A 13389-nucleotide genomic window follows, 5' to 3' on the forward strand; every position below is an offset into this window, starting at 1 on the left:
GCGCCGCGATATCACGCCCGACTTTATTGACACCACAGTGAATTCAGCCACACTTCGTCACACGCAGAAGTAGTATTGTGCTTCGGCGTCCGCTGTCTTTTTGTTAGGAATTTCCGCGCTTGATCGGCGCGGCCGCTTTTCACGATTCGCTTCTTTCAGGATTTTGACCGATGGATGCCTCCCGCAAGAAGCCCTTCGATCCCTCAATCCAGGTCTCGCCGGACAATCCCTGCCCGTTCCTCCGCGGCCTCGTCGGCGAGGGGTTCGTCGACGGCGGCACCGTCCCGCTCAACACGCTGTCACAGACCATCGCGAATGCGAGCGGCGAAAAGGGGCCGAAGAAAGTTTTTGCCCGCATCCAGGTCCGCGGCGTCGCGCTGATCGCGAACGGGATCGGTCACATCTTCAAGAGCATCTGGTCCGGCGCGCAGCTCAATGCGCTGCGCGGCGGTCCGCTGGACAAGCTCGGCGCCGGATCGCGCATCCTCGGGGTCGACGGCAACGTCAATGAGGACGAGATCGCGCGGCTTGCGAGCTTCGGCCGGACCTACACCGATCCGGCCGGCGGCGGCACCGAGCCGGGCCTCAACGCCTCCGAAATCGACATCTTCATGCGCGACAACCTCAAGCGCGCCGGCGACGCTGCGCGCTGGTACTACCCGCTGCTGATGAAGTTCGAATGGCCGGTCCTGTTGAAGATCATGGGCAAGGGCGAGGGCAAGGACCGCTACCTCGGCATCGCCGACGTGCGGACGCTGTTGAACGAGCGCCAATTCCCTGCCCGCATCGATCAGCGGATCGTATCGCAGCCGATTCTGTCGACCTGCACGCTCAGGTTTCGCTGGGCGCTCGGGATCGTCGCGGCCCTCTTCGCCGCCGCTCTTCTGGCCGTCGTTGCGGTCGCGGAATTCCCCAACCAGGTCCGCGCAGTCCTGCCACAGAAGCTCGCGCAGGCGCTGCCGCCGCCTTTGCCCAAACTCCCGGAGACGACGGCAGCCTATTGGCTCGAGCAAAACTGGTCACTGAAGGACCGACACTGGTTCCACCACACCAGCCAGGGCACCGCGACCTTCCCGGTGCCCTATGACTGGTTCATGGCGCTGGAGCAGCCGCGGCTTCATCTGGTCTCTCGGCCGGGCATGATGAAGGACAGCGCCTATCTCGAGCGCTTCGGCTTCATCCCCAGCCCGCAATCGATCCAGACCGACGTGACGACGCTGCGCCGCTTCGGCTACGCCAATGTCTACGAGACGACGCAGGTGCCGGACTGGTCGACCAAATGGACCCCGGCCGAGAATGTCGACGGCCTGCCGGTCGGCTTCGCGCGGATGACCGGCGTCACCGATCCCGCGACGGGCCATCGCGAAGAGGACAAGATCGGCCTGACCTGCGCGGCCTGCCACACCGGCCAGATCCATTACCAAGGCATCGACGTGCGCTTCGACGGCGGCCCGGCGATGACCGATTTGAAAAAGCTCGAGCTCTCGACCGGCCTGTCCATCGCCTACACGCTCTATATGCCGTTCCGCTTCCAGCGCTTCGCCGATCGCGTGCTCGGCGCTGAGGCCAGCAAGGCGGACCGCGATGCGCTCGAGCAGAAGCTGGGCGTGATCGGCAAATTCCTGCTCGACTGGCAAAACAAGTACGACGACACGATCAAGCACAAGCAGACCTGGGACAAGAAGGTGCAGACGGACACCGAGGAAGGGTTCGGCCGCCTCGACGCCCTCAACCGGATCGGCAACCAGGTCTTCTCGCAGGATTTCGCCTTGAGCGGGGTCAAGGGATTCGAAAAGAACCTGCATGCCCAGGACGCGCCGGTCAGCTACCCCGCGATCTGGACCGTGCCGTGGTTCAAATTCGCCCAATACGACGCCTCGATCGAGCAGCCGCTGATCCGCAACGCCGGTGAAGGGCTCGGCGTGACGGCGCTGCTCAACCTGTCCGACGCCTATCCGGAAGACAGGCTGTGGCGTTCCTCGGTCCATATCAACACACTTGGCTGGATCGAGGACATGCTCAGGGGCCCCGATCCGTTCAAGGCGGCCGACTCCGCCGCCGCGAAGAAGTTCGGCGGCCTGCTGGCGCCGAAATGGCCGTCGCAGATCCTCGGTGACGCATGGAAGCTCGACCAGACCAAGGTCGACAATGGGCGCAAGATCTACGCGGAGATGTGCTCCGGATGCCACCTGCCGGCCGTCGACACCCCAGCCTTCTGGTCGTCGGGGCATTGGGAGCCAAGCGGCGACAGCAAGGTCCTGAACGCGGTGACGATCCCCACCGACGAGATCAAGACCGACCCCGAACAGTCCCGTGTGCTCAGCGACAGGATCGTCGACGTGCCCGGCTTCCTGAAGGTGAATACGGCCGACCTCCAGAAATGGTGGCAATGCGACATCCCGACCGCGAGTTCGCCGACCGAGATGGTGTACGCGCTGGGGCTGATGACGGTCGTCGACCTCGTCGCCCGCAAATGGATGGATGACGCCAAGACCCCGGACGCAGAGCGGGCGCAAATATGGAATCTGGCGCGTAAGAACTGCCTCAACCCGGCGCCCGGACCGCGCTATCGCGCGCGCCCGCTGAACGGCATCTGGGCCACCGCGCCCTATCTGCACAATGGCTCGGTGCCTTCGCTGTACTGGCTGCTGAAACCGCAGAACGAGCGACCGACAAAGTTCTGCATGGGCCGCCGCGACTACGATCCGAAAGACGTCGGTTTTGCGGTCACATCGGGAGAGCGGTGCAAGACGGGCGAAACGGAATTTACCGCAGGGTCGCAGAAGGATCCGGTCCAGGGCAACAGCGTGCTCGGCCATTCCTTCGAACGCAAGGAAGGCGAACCGAAACGCCCCAGCGTGATCGGCCGCATGTTCAAGGACGATGCGGAGCGCTACGATTTGATCGAGTATCTGAAGACGCTGTAGCGAGAACTATCGTCGTCATGGCCGGGCTTGTCCCGGCCATCTACGTTCTCCGCTGGTGCAACAAAGTCGTGGATGCCCGGGACAAGCCCGGGCATGACGGCGATTGTGGAACGAACAGTGGCTCCCGAAGCGTCCGGGTCTTCCTCACTTGAACAGCGGCGTGCCCGGCACGAAGGCGTCGAAGGCGGCCCAGAATTGGGAGCGGTAGCGATCCTGCTCCTGGAGGATTTCGTGCTTGGCGCCTGCGATCACGAGATGGGAGCCGGCCGGTAAGTGATAGGCGAATTCCTCGATCGCCGCGGTCGAAACCACGGTGTCGTTGGACGCCGCCAGCATCAGGATCGGCTGGCGGATTTCGGACGGGTAGCTCATGCCCTTGAAGGTTTTCATCGCCCTGAAGGCCGTATCGGCCCAGGCGACCGTCGGTGACGCCAGCCCGAGCGTCGGATCCTCCTCCAGGATCGCCGCATTGCGCGCGTAGCGCACGGGGTCGCTGGTGAGGGGATTGTTGATGAAGGGATCGAGCCCGGTGAGGCGATCGTTGCCGCCGGGAACGTAGCTGCCGCCCTGCCCCGTCAGCCGCATCGTCTTGAGCAGCGCCCGCACCGGAAACGAGGTGGCGCGGCCCGGCAGGTCGATCATCGGCGCCGACAGCACCATGCGGTCGAACCAGCGTTTGCCTGCATGCGCCACCCGAAGCATCACCGCACCGCCCATGGAATGGGCGAGCGCGAAGAACGGCGGCGGGCAGTCCGGCAGCACCACCTGCTGCACGAAGGTCTCGACGTCGATCTCGAAATCGGAGAAGTCGCGCACATAGCCTTTGCGCGGATCGCGCAGGCGGCGCGAGGAATGGCCCTGCCCGCGCCAGTCGATCATCGCCACCGCAAAGCCGCGGTCGCGCAGGTCGCGCACCGTCTCGAAATATTTCTCGATCTGCTCGCTGCGTCCGGTGAAGACGCAGACGGTGCCCTTGCGGTTCGCCGGCGGCGCCCAGCGCGCGAAGCGCAGCTCCGCGCCGTCGGGCGTCTTGATGGTGCCGCTGACGACGTCTTCGGGGACGGGATTGGATGGAATCGAGATCAGCGTCATTGGGCCGGAAATGCTGACAATCAAGGGCTGGGAGCGCCGAAAAGGCGCAGATTGCCGCCCTCTTGAACGCAGTTTCCCAAAACCCATATCACCATGGTGCAGGCCGCTACCAGTGTTTCGGAACCGGAACATCAGGCTGCACACAGACGAATGCCCGGCCCGATTGGCGGGCGGGTTGCCACCACAGTCGCTCAATGGAGGACTTGACCATGCGTACCTACGATCTGACTCCCTTTTACCGTTCCACCGTCGGCTTCGACCGTCTCTTCAATTTGCTCGACCAGACGAGCTCGGACGGCAGCCCCGGTTATCCCCCCTATAATATCGAGCGTACCGGCGAAAACGACTACCGCATCACCGTTGCGGTCTCCGGCTTCGCCAAGGATGAGCTCTCCATCGTCGCGAAGGAAAACACGCTGACGATCAAGGGCGAGAAAGTCGCCAACGAGAACAGCAAGTCCGAAGTGCTCTATCGCGGTATCGCCGCGCGGGCCTTCGAGCGCGCCTTCCAGCTTGCCGATTTCGTGCAGGTGAAGAATGCCTCGCTCGAGAACGGCCTGCTTCACGTCGACCTCGTGCGCGAGATTCCCGAGGCCAAGAAGCCGCGCCAGATCGCGATCAACGCCGGCGCGCAAGGCGCGCAGGTGATCGAGAACTCGGCCGCCGCTTAAAACACGCACGCCACTTCCAGGTTGCGAAAACGCCCCGGTGCCCCGGGGCGTTTTTTTTGCTCGATGTCGTCCCGGCCTAATGCGCAATTGCGCACTACGCTGGGACGACACCGTTTGTTTGGATGCTTTTTCGCACCGCATCACAGAGCTGTGAGCCGATGTAACGCCACCGCCCCGCGCTCCGTCCTTGGGATATCGACCCAAAAACAAGACGGAGAACGATCATGACTTTCTGGCGCAGCCTTTTCGTCGCTGCGAGCCTGCTGGCGGCCCCCATCAGCCTCGCTCACGCCCAGACCCCGCAGACCGTGAAGGCGAAGAACGTCGTGCTGGTGCATGGCGCCTGGGCTGACGGCTCGAGCTGGTCGGAGGTGATCCCGATCCTCCAGGCCGCCGGCCTCAACGTCACCGCCGTGCAGAATCCGCTCGGCTCGCTCGCCGAGTCGGTCGAGGCGACCAAGCGCGTGCTGGCCGAGCAGGATGGTCCGACCGTGCTGGTCGCGCATTCCTGGGGCGGCACCGTGATCAGCCAGGTCGGCACCGATCCGAAGGTCACCGGCCTCGTCTATATCGCCGCGCGCGCCCCCGATGCGAACGAAGACTTCGTGACGTTGTCGAAGCAGTTTCCGGCGGGACCTGCCCGTGCCGGCATCGTCGAGCGCGACGGTTTTACAAAGCTCTCGGAAGACGCCTTTCTGAAGTATTTCGCCAACGGCGTCACGCCGGAGCGGGCGAAGGAGCTCTACGCCGTGCAATGGCCGACGGCAGCGTCGATCTTCGCCGGCCGCACCACTGAGGCCGCCTGGCACACGAAGCCGAGCTGGTACGCGGTGTCGAAGAACGACGGCACGATCAACCCGGACTTCGAGCGCTTCCTCGCCAAGCGCATGAACGCGACCACGATCGAGCTTGATGCCGGCCACCTCTCGCTGGTGTCGCATCCGAAGGAGGTGGCGAAGCTGATCCTGGAAGCGGCGGGGCTGGGCATAGCTGAGGCACAGTCGCGGTGACGAAAAGCGCCCGAGTTCTTCGGGCGCTTTTGGTTTGCTCAGGCCTAATCCAACCCCTGCGCCGCCGGCATATCCTGCGTCGGCAAAATCGTCGCCGCGGGCTTGGCCTGCCCAACCGTCGGAGCGGCAGCAGGCGGCGCTGCATCGGCGGGCTTGGACTGTACGGCCGCTGCCTGCTGTGAGGGCTGAGCCGGTTGGGCCTGCGGTTCCGACGTCGGCTTGGCCACCGCCACCGGCGTCTCGCCACGCGGCGGGGCGGCCTTGGGCAACGGGACGGTGCGGCTGGCGACATGCGGGATTGGGGCCGGCGGCCGCGGCGGGCCGCCGCGGATCGCGGTCGGCGGCGGCAGCGCGCTTTGCGGGCCGTAAGGCGCAACGGCGCGCTCCTGATAGGCCGGGGCCATGCCATAGGCGTCAGCGGCCGGCATGAAGCGGATGATCCGGCCGTCGCGGGCGTCGATTATCAGGCGCCCGTCATCGCCGCGGTGGTCGATCACCGCAATGGTATAGACCGCGCCGCGCAGACGGGGGATGCCGAGCGGCGAGAAGCCGTTGTCGCGCAGCACGGCATAGACCTCGGTTGCCGGCAGCAGCGACGGCGCGGGGCCGCGCTCATCGCCATAGCCATAACCATAGCCATAACGCGGCGGCGGGGCCGGCGGAACTTCCGGCGGCCCGTACGGACCGTCGATATCGGAAACCCCGACATAGCCCCCTCGCGCCGCTCCGTTCGCCCCGACCTGCGCCGCAGCGGCATTTGCCACCAGCGCCAGCGCGGCTGCGGCCACACATCCTGTGAAAAACTTCATGATCGACACGCTCCTGTCAGGCCCCCAACGTCTCGCGCTCTTTCGCTTCTTGCGGCGTGGCGCTCGGTTCGAAGGGCTGAGGCGAAGCTTCATTGGGGATTCCGGCGGGGCTTGGGCGGATCAGGGCGCGTTTGCTTCAAAAGCTGGGCCGCGCGCCATGCGGAAAGCGATGATTGACACTCCGGGAATCGGGACTTGCACGCGCTTGTGTGATAGACAAAAATTTGGCAAGGTGATGGTTAGGACAGGAAGACTGTCTCATTTTGCTTGCGGTTCCGGCATAGGGATTGCAACGAAAGTCGGTGCTTTCGAGCGCCAGGAGACAACAGGCAAAGCCGTTCTCGGGGACGAAGAACGCCTTGGCCTGAATTCTTGGCCTGAATTTAAGAAAATGCGGCTCGCAGCGGACGAGCGGTGACCCAGAAGCGGGTGCCGCGGAACGCCCAAGGTGCGCCGAAGATAGCGGTGAGGCAGCTTGCCGCACGGAGAGGACGAGGACATGAACGGGTCGCAATTCGAGCGCGCAAACATCGTGGCAGAAGAGCTGTCGGCGACGATCGCCTCGAAAACGACCGATCCGATTCAGGAACACAATTCGCGTCCGCCGGCCGTCGGCCTCTACGATCCGAGCCTGGAAAAGGATTCCTGCGGCGTCGGCTTCATCGCCAACATCAAGGGCAAGAAGTCGCACGAGATCGTCTCGGACGCGCTCAGCATTCTCTGCAACCTTGAGCATCGCGGCGCTGTCGGCGCCGACCCGCGCGCCGGTGACGGCGCCGGCATTCTGGTGCAGATCCCGCATGCCTTCTTCAGCCGCAAGGCCAAGGAGCTCGGCTTCACGTTGCCTCAGCCTGGCGAATACGCGATCGGCGCGCTGTTCATGCCGCGCGACACCGCCTGGCGTAACGTCATCAAGAGCATCATCGCCGACCAGATCAAGGAAGAAGGCCTGACGCTGCTCGGCTGGCGCGACGTACCGACCGACAATTCCTCGCTCGGCGTCACCGTGAAGCCGACCGAGCCCGCCTGCATGCAGGTGTTCATCGGCCGCAACGGCACCGCCAAGACCGAGGACGATTTCGAGCGCCGGCTCTACATCCTGCGCAAGTCGATCTCGCAGGCGATCTATCAGCGCCGCGACCGCGGCCTCGCCGGCTATTATCCCTGCTCGATGTCCTGCCGCACCGTGATCTACAAGGGGATGTTCCTCGCCGACCAGCTCGGCAAGTACTATCCCGATTTGCACGAGAAGGATTTCGAGAGCGCGCTCGCGCTGGTGCATCAGCGCTTCTCGACCAACACCTTCCCGGCGTGGTCGCTGGCGCATCCCTACCGGATGATCGCGCACAACGGCGAGATCAACACGCTGCGCGGCAACACCAACTGGATGGCGGCGCGCCAGGCCTCCGTGAGCTCCGAGCTCTACGGCAAGGACATCAACCGGCTCTGGCCGATCTCCTATGAAGGCCAGTCGGACACCGCCTGCTTCGACAATGCGCTCGAATTCCTTGTGCAGGGCGGATATTCCCTCCCCCATGCCGTCATGATGATGATTCCGGAAGCGTGGGCCGGCAATCCGCTGATGGATGAGAAGCGTCGCGCCTTCTACGAATATCATGCCGCGCTGATGGAGCCGTGGGACGGCCCCGCCGCGATCGCCTTCACCGATGGCCGCCAGATCGGCGCCACGCTCGACCGCAACGGCTTGCGGCCGGCCCGCTATCTCGTCACCAAGGACGACCGCATCGTGATGGCGTCCGAGATGGGCGTGCTGACGATCCCCGAAGACCAGATCATCACCAAGTGGCGGCTCCAGCCCGGCAAGATGCTGCTGGTCGACCTCGAGCAGGGGCGCCTCATCCCCGACGACGAGATCAAGGCCGAACTCGCCCGAAGCCATCCCTACAAGGAATGGCTGGAGCGGACCCAGATCGTGCTGGAAGAGCTGCCGAAGGTGCCGACCACCGGCGTGCGCTCCAATCTGTCGCTGCTCGATCGCCAGCAGGCGTTCGGCTACAGCCAGGAAGACATCGCTATCCTGATGACCCCGATGGCTTCGATCGGCGAGGAAGCGGCGGGATCGATGGGCAACGACACGCCGATCTCCGCGCTGTCGGACAAGGCCAAGCCGCTCTTCACCTACTTCAAGCAGAACTTTGCGCAGGTCACCAACCCGCCGATCGATCCGATCCGCGAGGAGCTGGTGATGAGCCTGGTCTCGATCATCGGACCGCGGCCGAACCTGTTCGACTTGCAAGGCCTCGCCACCACCAAGCGCCTCGAAGCGCGTCAGCCGATCCTGACCGACGCGGACCTCGAAAAGATCCGCTCGATCTCGGAAGTGGCCGAATCCCACTTCAAGTCGCGCACGCTGGACACCACCTTCCACGCCGGCCTCGGTGCGGCCGGCATGGATCAGGTGCTCGACGAACTCTGCGCCCGAGCCGAGAACGCGGTGCGCGAAGGCGTCAACATCATCATCCTGTCCGACCGCATGGTCGGCAGCGATCGCGTGCCGATCCCGTCGCTGCTCGCCTGCGCCGCCGTGCATCATCATCTGATCCGCACCGGTTTGCGCACCTCGGTCGGCCTCGTCGTCGAATCCGGCGAGCCGCGCGAAGTGCACCACTTCGCCTGCCTGGCCGGCTACGGCGCCGAGGCGATCAATCCGTACCTGGCGTTCGAAACCATCATCGCGATGAAGGACCGCCTGCCCGGCTCGCTCGACGACTACGAAATCGTCAAGCGCTATATCAAGTCGATCGGCAAGGGGCTGCTGAAGGTGATGTCCAAGATGGGCATCTCCACCTACCAGTCCTATTGCGGTGCGCAGATCTTTGACGCGGTCGGCCTCAAGGCCGACTTCGTCGGAAAGTTCTTCGCCGGCACGCATACCCGCGTCGAGGGCGTGGGTCTGCCCGAGATTGCGGAAGAGGCCGTGCGCCGCCATGCCGACGCGTTCGGCGATGCGCTGGTCTACAAGACCTCGCTCGACGTCGGCGGCGAATATGCCTATCGCAGCCGCGGTGAGGACCACGCCTGGACCGCGGAGTCGGTGGGGCTGCTTCAGCACGCCGCGCGCGGCAATTCACTGGAGCGCTATCGCGCCTTCGCAAAGATCCTCAACGAGCAGTCGGAGCGTCTGCTGACGCTGCGCGGCCTGTTCCGGGTCAAGACCGCCGAGGAAGACAAGCGCAAGCCGGTGCCACTCGACCAGGTCGAGCCGGCCAAGGACATCGTCAAGCGTTTCGCCACCGGCGCGATGAGCTTCGGCTCAATCTCGCGCGAGGCACACACCACGCTTGCGATCGCCATGAACCGGATCGGCGGCAAGTCGAACACCGGCGAAGGCGGCGAGGAATCCGACCGCTTCAAGCCGCTGCCGAACGGCGACAGCATGCGCTCGGCGATCAAGCAGGTCGCCTCGGGCCGCTTCGGCGTCACCACGGAGTATCTCGTCAACTCCGACATGATGCAGATCAAGATGGCGCAGGGCGCCAAGCCCGGCGAAGGCGGCCAGTTGCCCGGCCACAAGGTCGACGCGACCATCGCCAAGGTCCGGCACTCGACACCGGGCGTCGGCCTGATCTCGCCACCGCCGCATCACGACATCTACTCGATCGAGGATCTGGCGCAGCTCATCTACGACCTCAAAAACGTCAACCCGACCGGTGACGTCTCGGTCAAGCTCGTCTCCGAGATCGGCGTCGGCACGGTCGCAGCAGGCGTCGCCAAGGCGCGCGCTGACCATGTTACGATTGCGGGCTTCGAGGGCGGCACCGGCGCTTCGCCGTTGACCTCGATCAAGCATGCCGGCAGCCCCTGGGAAATCGGTCTCGCCGAAACCCACCAGACGCTGGTGCGCGAGCGGCTGCGCAGCCGCATCGTGGTCCAGGTCGACGGCGGTTTCCGCACCGGACGTGACGTTGTGATCGGCGCGCTGCTGGGTGCCGACGAGTTCGGCTTTGCTACCGCGCCGCTGATCGCGGCCGGCTGCATCATGATGCGCAAGTGCCATCTCAACACCTGCCCGGTCGGAGTCGCGACCCAGGACCCGGTCCTGCGCAAGCGTTTCACCGGCCAGCCCGAGCACGTGATCAACTACTTCTTCTTCGTCGCCGAGGAAGTCCGCGAGATCATGGCTTCGCTCGGCTTCCGCACCTTCAACGAGATGATTGGCCAGGTTCAGTTGCTCGACCAGACCAAGCTGGTCGCGCACTGGAAGGCCAAGGGCCTCGACTTCTCAAAGCTGTTCGTCAAGCAGAAGGAAGAGAAGGGCCAGAAGATCTACCACTCCGAGCGCCAGAACCATCATCTGGAGGCCGTGCTCGACCGTAAGCTGATCGAGCAGGCGCAGCCCGCGCTCGACCGCGGCGCGCCGGTGAAGATCGAGGCCGGGATCAACAGCACCAACCGTTCCGCCGGCGCGATGCTGTCCGGTACGGTCGCCAAGATCTACGGCAATGCCGGCCTGCCGAATGACACCATCCAGGTCAGCCTCAAGGGCACCGCCGGACAGGCCTTCGGCGCGTGGCTCGCGCATGGCGTCACCTTCGAACTCGAGGGCGAAGCCAACGACTATGTCGGCAAGGGCCTCTCGGGCGGCAAGATCATCGTCAAGCCGCCCAGAAACAGCGCCATCGTGCCGGAAGAGAGCATCATCGTCGGCAACACCGTGATGTACGGCGCGACCGACGGCGAGTGCTATTTCCGCGGTGTCGCCGGCGAACGCTTCGCCGTGCGCAACTCCGGCGCGGTTGCTGTCGTCGAAGGCGCGGGCGATCATTGCTGCGAATACATGACCGGCGGCATCGTCGTCGTGCTCGGCAAGACCGGACGCAACTTCGCGGCCGGCATGTCCGGCGGCATTGCATACGTGCTCGACGAGACTGGCGACTTCGACAAGCTCTGCAACATGGCGATGGTCGAGCTCGAACCGGTGCTGTCGGAAGAGCTGATCAATGCCGGCACCTACAACCACACCGGTGACCTCGAGGCGCATGGCCGGGTCGACGTGTTCAAGAACCTGCTCGATTCCGACGTCGAGCGGCTGCACGTCCTGATCTCGCGCCACGCCAAAGCGACCGGCTCCAAGCGCGCAGCCGACATCCTTGCCGATTGGAAGGACTGGCTGCCCAAATTCCGCAAGGTGATGCCGGTCGAGTACCGGCGCGCGCTGCGCGAAATGGCGGCCAACGCGGACGCCGAGCCGAAAATCGCGATCGGGGCGTAGGAATATCAGCGCCCGTCATTGCGAGCGTAGCGAAGCAATCCAGACTTTCTCTTCGTATTCACTGGATTGCTTCGTCGCTTCGCTCCTCGCAATGACGGTGGGGAAGCAACAGAACGAATTTAAGCGGCAGGGACTTCGGGTTTAATGGGCAAGATCACGGGTTTTCTCGAAATCGAACGGCACGACCGCAAGTACACCCCGGTCGCCGAGCGCGTGAAGCATTACAACGAGTTCGTCGTTCCCCTCTCCGAGAAGGAAACACGCGACCAGGCCGCGCGCTGCATGAATTGCGGCATTCCCTATTGCCACGGCACCGGCTCGGTCGCGCCGGGCACGCCCGGCTGCCCGGTCAACAACCAGATTCCCGATTTCAACGACCTCGTCTATCAGGGCAATTGGGAAGAGGCGTCGCGCAATCTGCACTCGACCAACAATTTCCCGGAGTTCACGGGGCGCATTTGTCCGGCGCCGTGCGAGGCGTCCTGCACGCTCAACATCGACGACAACCCCGTCACCATCAAGACCATCGAATGCGCGATCGTCGACCGTGCCTGGGATAATGGCTGGCTGAAGCCTGAGGTCGCCCCCGTCAAGACCGGCAAGAAGGTCGCGGTGATCGGCTCGGGTCCGGCCGGCATGGCCTGCGCGCAGCAGCTCGCGCGCGCTGGCCACGACGTGCATTTGTTCGAGAAGTTCGCCAAGGCCGGAGGTCTGCTGCGTTATGGCATTCCCGACTTCAAGATGGAGAAGGGCGTCATCGACCGCCGCATCACACAGATGGAAGGCGAAGGCGTCACCTTCCACTACAACAGCCATGTCGGCGCTGACGGCAATGTCGACCCGCGCGAGATGTTGAACGAATACGACGCGGTCGCGCTGACCGGCGGCGCGGAAGCCCCGCGCGACCTGCCGATCCCCGGCCGCGACCTCGACGGCATCCACTACGCGATGGATTTCCTGCCGCAGCAGAACCGCCGCGTCTCCAGCGAGCCGCTGGGCGGCGTCACCGAGATTCTCGCGGGCGGCAAGCATGTCGTCGTCATCGGCGGCGGCGACACCGGCTCTGACTGCATCGGCACCTCGCTGCGCCAGGGCGCGCTCTCCGTGACCCAGCTCGAGATCATGCCCGCCCCGCCCGAGCACGAGAACAAGGGCCTGACCTGGCCGAACTGGCCGCTCAAGATGCGCACGTCCTCCAGCCAGGCCGAAGGCGCGGTCCGCGAATACGCGGTGCTGACCCAGAAGTTTTCGGGCGAGAACGGCAAGGTCAAGAAGCTGCACTGCGTCCGCGTCGACGACAAGTTCAAGCCCATTGCCGGCACCGAGTTCGAGCTCGACGCCGAGCTCATCCTGCTCGCGATGGGCTTCGTCCATCCCGTGCACGAGGGCCTGCTCAAGCTGCTGTCGGTCGACCTCGACCCGCGCGGCAACGTCAAGGCCAACATGCTCGACTACCAGACCTCACGCCCGAACGTGTTCTCGGCAGGCGACATGCGCCGCGGCCAGTCGCTGGTGGTGTGGGCCATCCGCGAGGGCCGGCTGTGCGCCCGGTCGATCGATACGTTCCTGATGGGGAAGACGGATCTGCCGCGGTAGCCGCTCGGCTCGCTGCCAGATTTACAAACGGTGTCATCGCCCGCGAAAGCG

At 64.4% G+C, this 13389-nt stretch carries 8 protein-coding genes; 6 read left to right on the forward strand and 2 right to left on the reverse strand.

Annotated features, from left to right (window positions below; genetic code table 11):
* The first annotated feature begins 170 nt into the window (after positions 1 to 170).
* Entirely contained in the window at positions 171 to 2927 is a 2757-nt protein-coding gene (locus ACPPVR_RS38280; RefSeq protein WP_426611654.1) for a di-heme-cytochrome C peroxidase, read from the forward strand.
* A 144-nt stretch (positions 2928 to 3071) separates the two neighbouring features.
* Here the strand turns inward: ACPPVR_RS38280 and ACPPVR_RS38285 are convergent, their stop codons facing one another.
* Positions 3072 to 4019 carry an alpha/beta fold hydrolase gene (locus ACPPVR_RS38285; protein ID WP_426611655.1) on the reverse strand — a complete coding sequence of 316 codons (948 nt, stop codon included), beginning with the start codon at positions 4017 to 4019 and terminating at the stop codon, positions 3072 to 3074.
* Positions 4020 to 4228: 209 nt separating this feature from the next.
* Between ACPPVR_RS38285 and ACPPVR_RS38290 the strand changes: the two genes are divergently transcribed.
* Together ACPPVR_RS38290 and ACPPVR_RS38295 are read left to right on the forward strand one after the other, a co-directional pair.
* Positions 4229 to 4690 (forward strand): Hsp20 family protein, encoded by a 462-nt coding sequence (locus ACPPVR_RS38290; RefSeq protein WP_426611656.1) that lies wholly within the window; start codon positions 4229 to 4231, stop codon positions 4688 to 4690.
* Between the two features lie 224 nt (positions 4691 to 4914).
* Positions 4915 to 5700: an alpha/beta fold hydrolase gene (locus ACPPVR_RS38295; RefSeq protein ID WP_426611657.1), complete on the forward strand. Its 786-nt coding sequence runs from the start codon at positions 4915 to 4917 to the stop codon at positions 5698 to 5700.
* A 44-nt stretch (positions 5701 to 5744) separates the two neighbouring features.
* Here the strand turns inward: ACPPVR_RS38295 and ACPPVR_RS38300 are convergent, their stop codons facing one another.
* Entirely contained in the window at positions 5745 to 6509 is a 765-nt protein-coding gene (locus ACPPVR_RS38300) for a hypothetical protein (protein ID WP_426611658.1), read from the reverse strand.
* Between ACPPVR_RS38300 and ACPPVR_RS38305 the strand changes: the two genes are divergently transcribed.
* The 3 genes from ACPPVR_RS38305 to ACPPVR_RS38315 all read left to right on the forward strand — a co-directional run bounded on the left by ACPPVR_RS38305 (position 6508) and on the right by ACPPVR_RS38315 (position 13338).
* Complete coding sequence (locus ACPPVR_RS38305; RefSeq protein ID WP_426611659.1) at positions 6508 to 6927, forward strand: hypothetical protein; 420 nt, start codon at positions 6508 to 6510, stop codon at positions 6925 to 6927. The genes ACPPVR_RS38300 and ACPPVR_RS38305 overlap by 2 nt on opposite strands.
* A gap of 81 nt (positions 6928 to 7008) precedes the next feature.
* On the forward strand, positions 7009 to 11742 hold the full coding sequence (gene gltB / locus ACPPVR_RS38310; protein ID WP_426611660.1) for a glutamate synthase large subunit: 4734 nt from the start codon (positions 7009 to 7011) through the stop codon (positions 11740 to 11742).
* Positions 11743 to 11886: 144 nt separating this feature from the next.
* Positions 11887 to 13338: a glutamate synthase subunit beta gene (locus ACPPVR_RS38315; protein WP_426611661.1), complete on the forward strand. Its 1452-nt coding sequence runs from the start codon at positions 11887 to 11889 to the stop codon at positions 13336 to 13338.
* The last annotated feature ends 51 nt before the right edge of the window (positions 13339 to 13389 follow it).

The sequence above is a fragment of the Bradyrhizobium sp. McL0616 genome (genome assembly GCF_049993385.1).
Lineage (GTDB): Bacteria > Pseudomonadota > Alphaproteobacteria > Rhizobiales > Xanthobacteraceae > Bradyrhizobium.

Excerpts from the sequence above, each read along its gene's own strand:
- ACPPVR_RS38290 (WP_426611656.1), top strand. The coding sequence starts at position 4,229 with ATGCGTACCTACGATCTGACTCCCTTTTACCGTTCCACCGTCGGCTTC.
- ACPPVR_RS38280 (WP_426611654.1), top strand. The coding sequence starts at position 171 with ATGGATGCCTCCCGCAAGAAGCCCTTCGATCCCTCAATCCAGGTCTCG.
- ACPPVR_RS38295 (WP_426611657.1), top strand. The coding sequence starts at position 4,915 with ATGACTTTCTGGCGCAGCCTTTTCGTCGCTGCGAGCCTGCTGGCGGCC.
- ACPPVR_RS38305 (WP_426611659.1), top strand. The coding sequence starts at position 6,508 with ATGATCGACACGCTCCTGTCAGGCCCCCAACGTCTCGCGCTCTTTCGC.
- ACPPVR_RS38285 (WP_426611655.1), bottom strand. The coding sequence starts at position 4,019 with ATGACGCTGATCTCGATTCCATCCAATCCCGTCCCCGAAGACGTCGTC.
- ACPPVR_RS38315 (WP_426611661.1), top strand. The coding sequence starts at position 11,887 with ATGGGCAAGATCACGGGTTTTCTCGAAATCGAACGGCACGACCGCAAG.
- ACPPVR_RS38300 (WP_426611658.1), bottom strand. The coding sequence starts at position 6,509 with ATGAAGTTTTTCACAGGATGTGTGGCCGCAGCCGCGCTGGCGCTGGTG.
- gltB (WP_426611660.1), top strand. The coding sequence starts at position 7,009 with ATGAACGGGTCGCAATTCGAGCGCGCAAACATCGTGGCAGAAGAGCTG.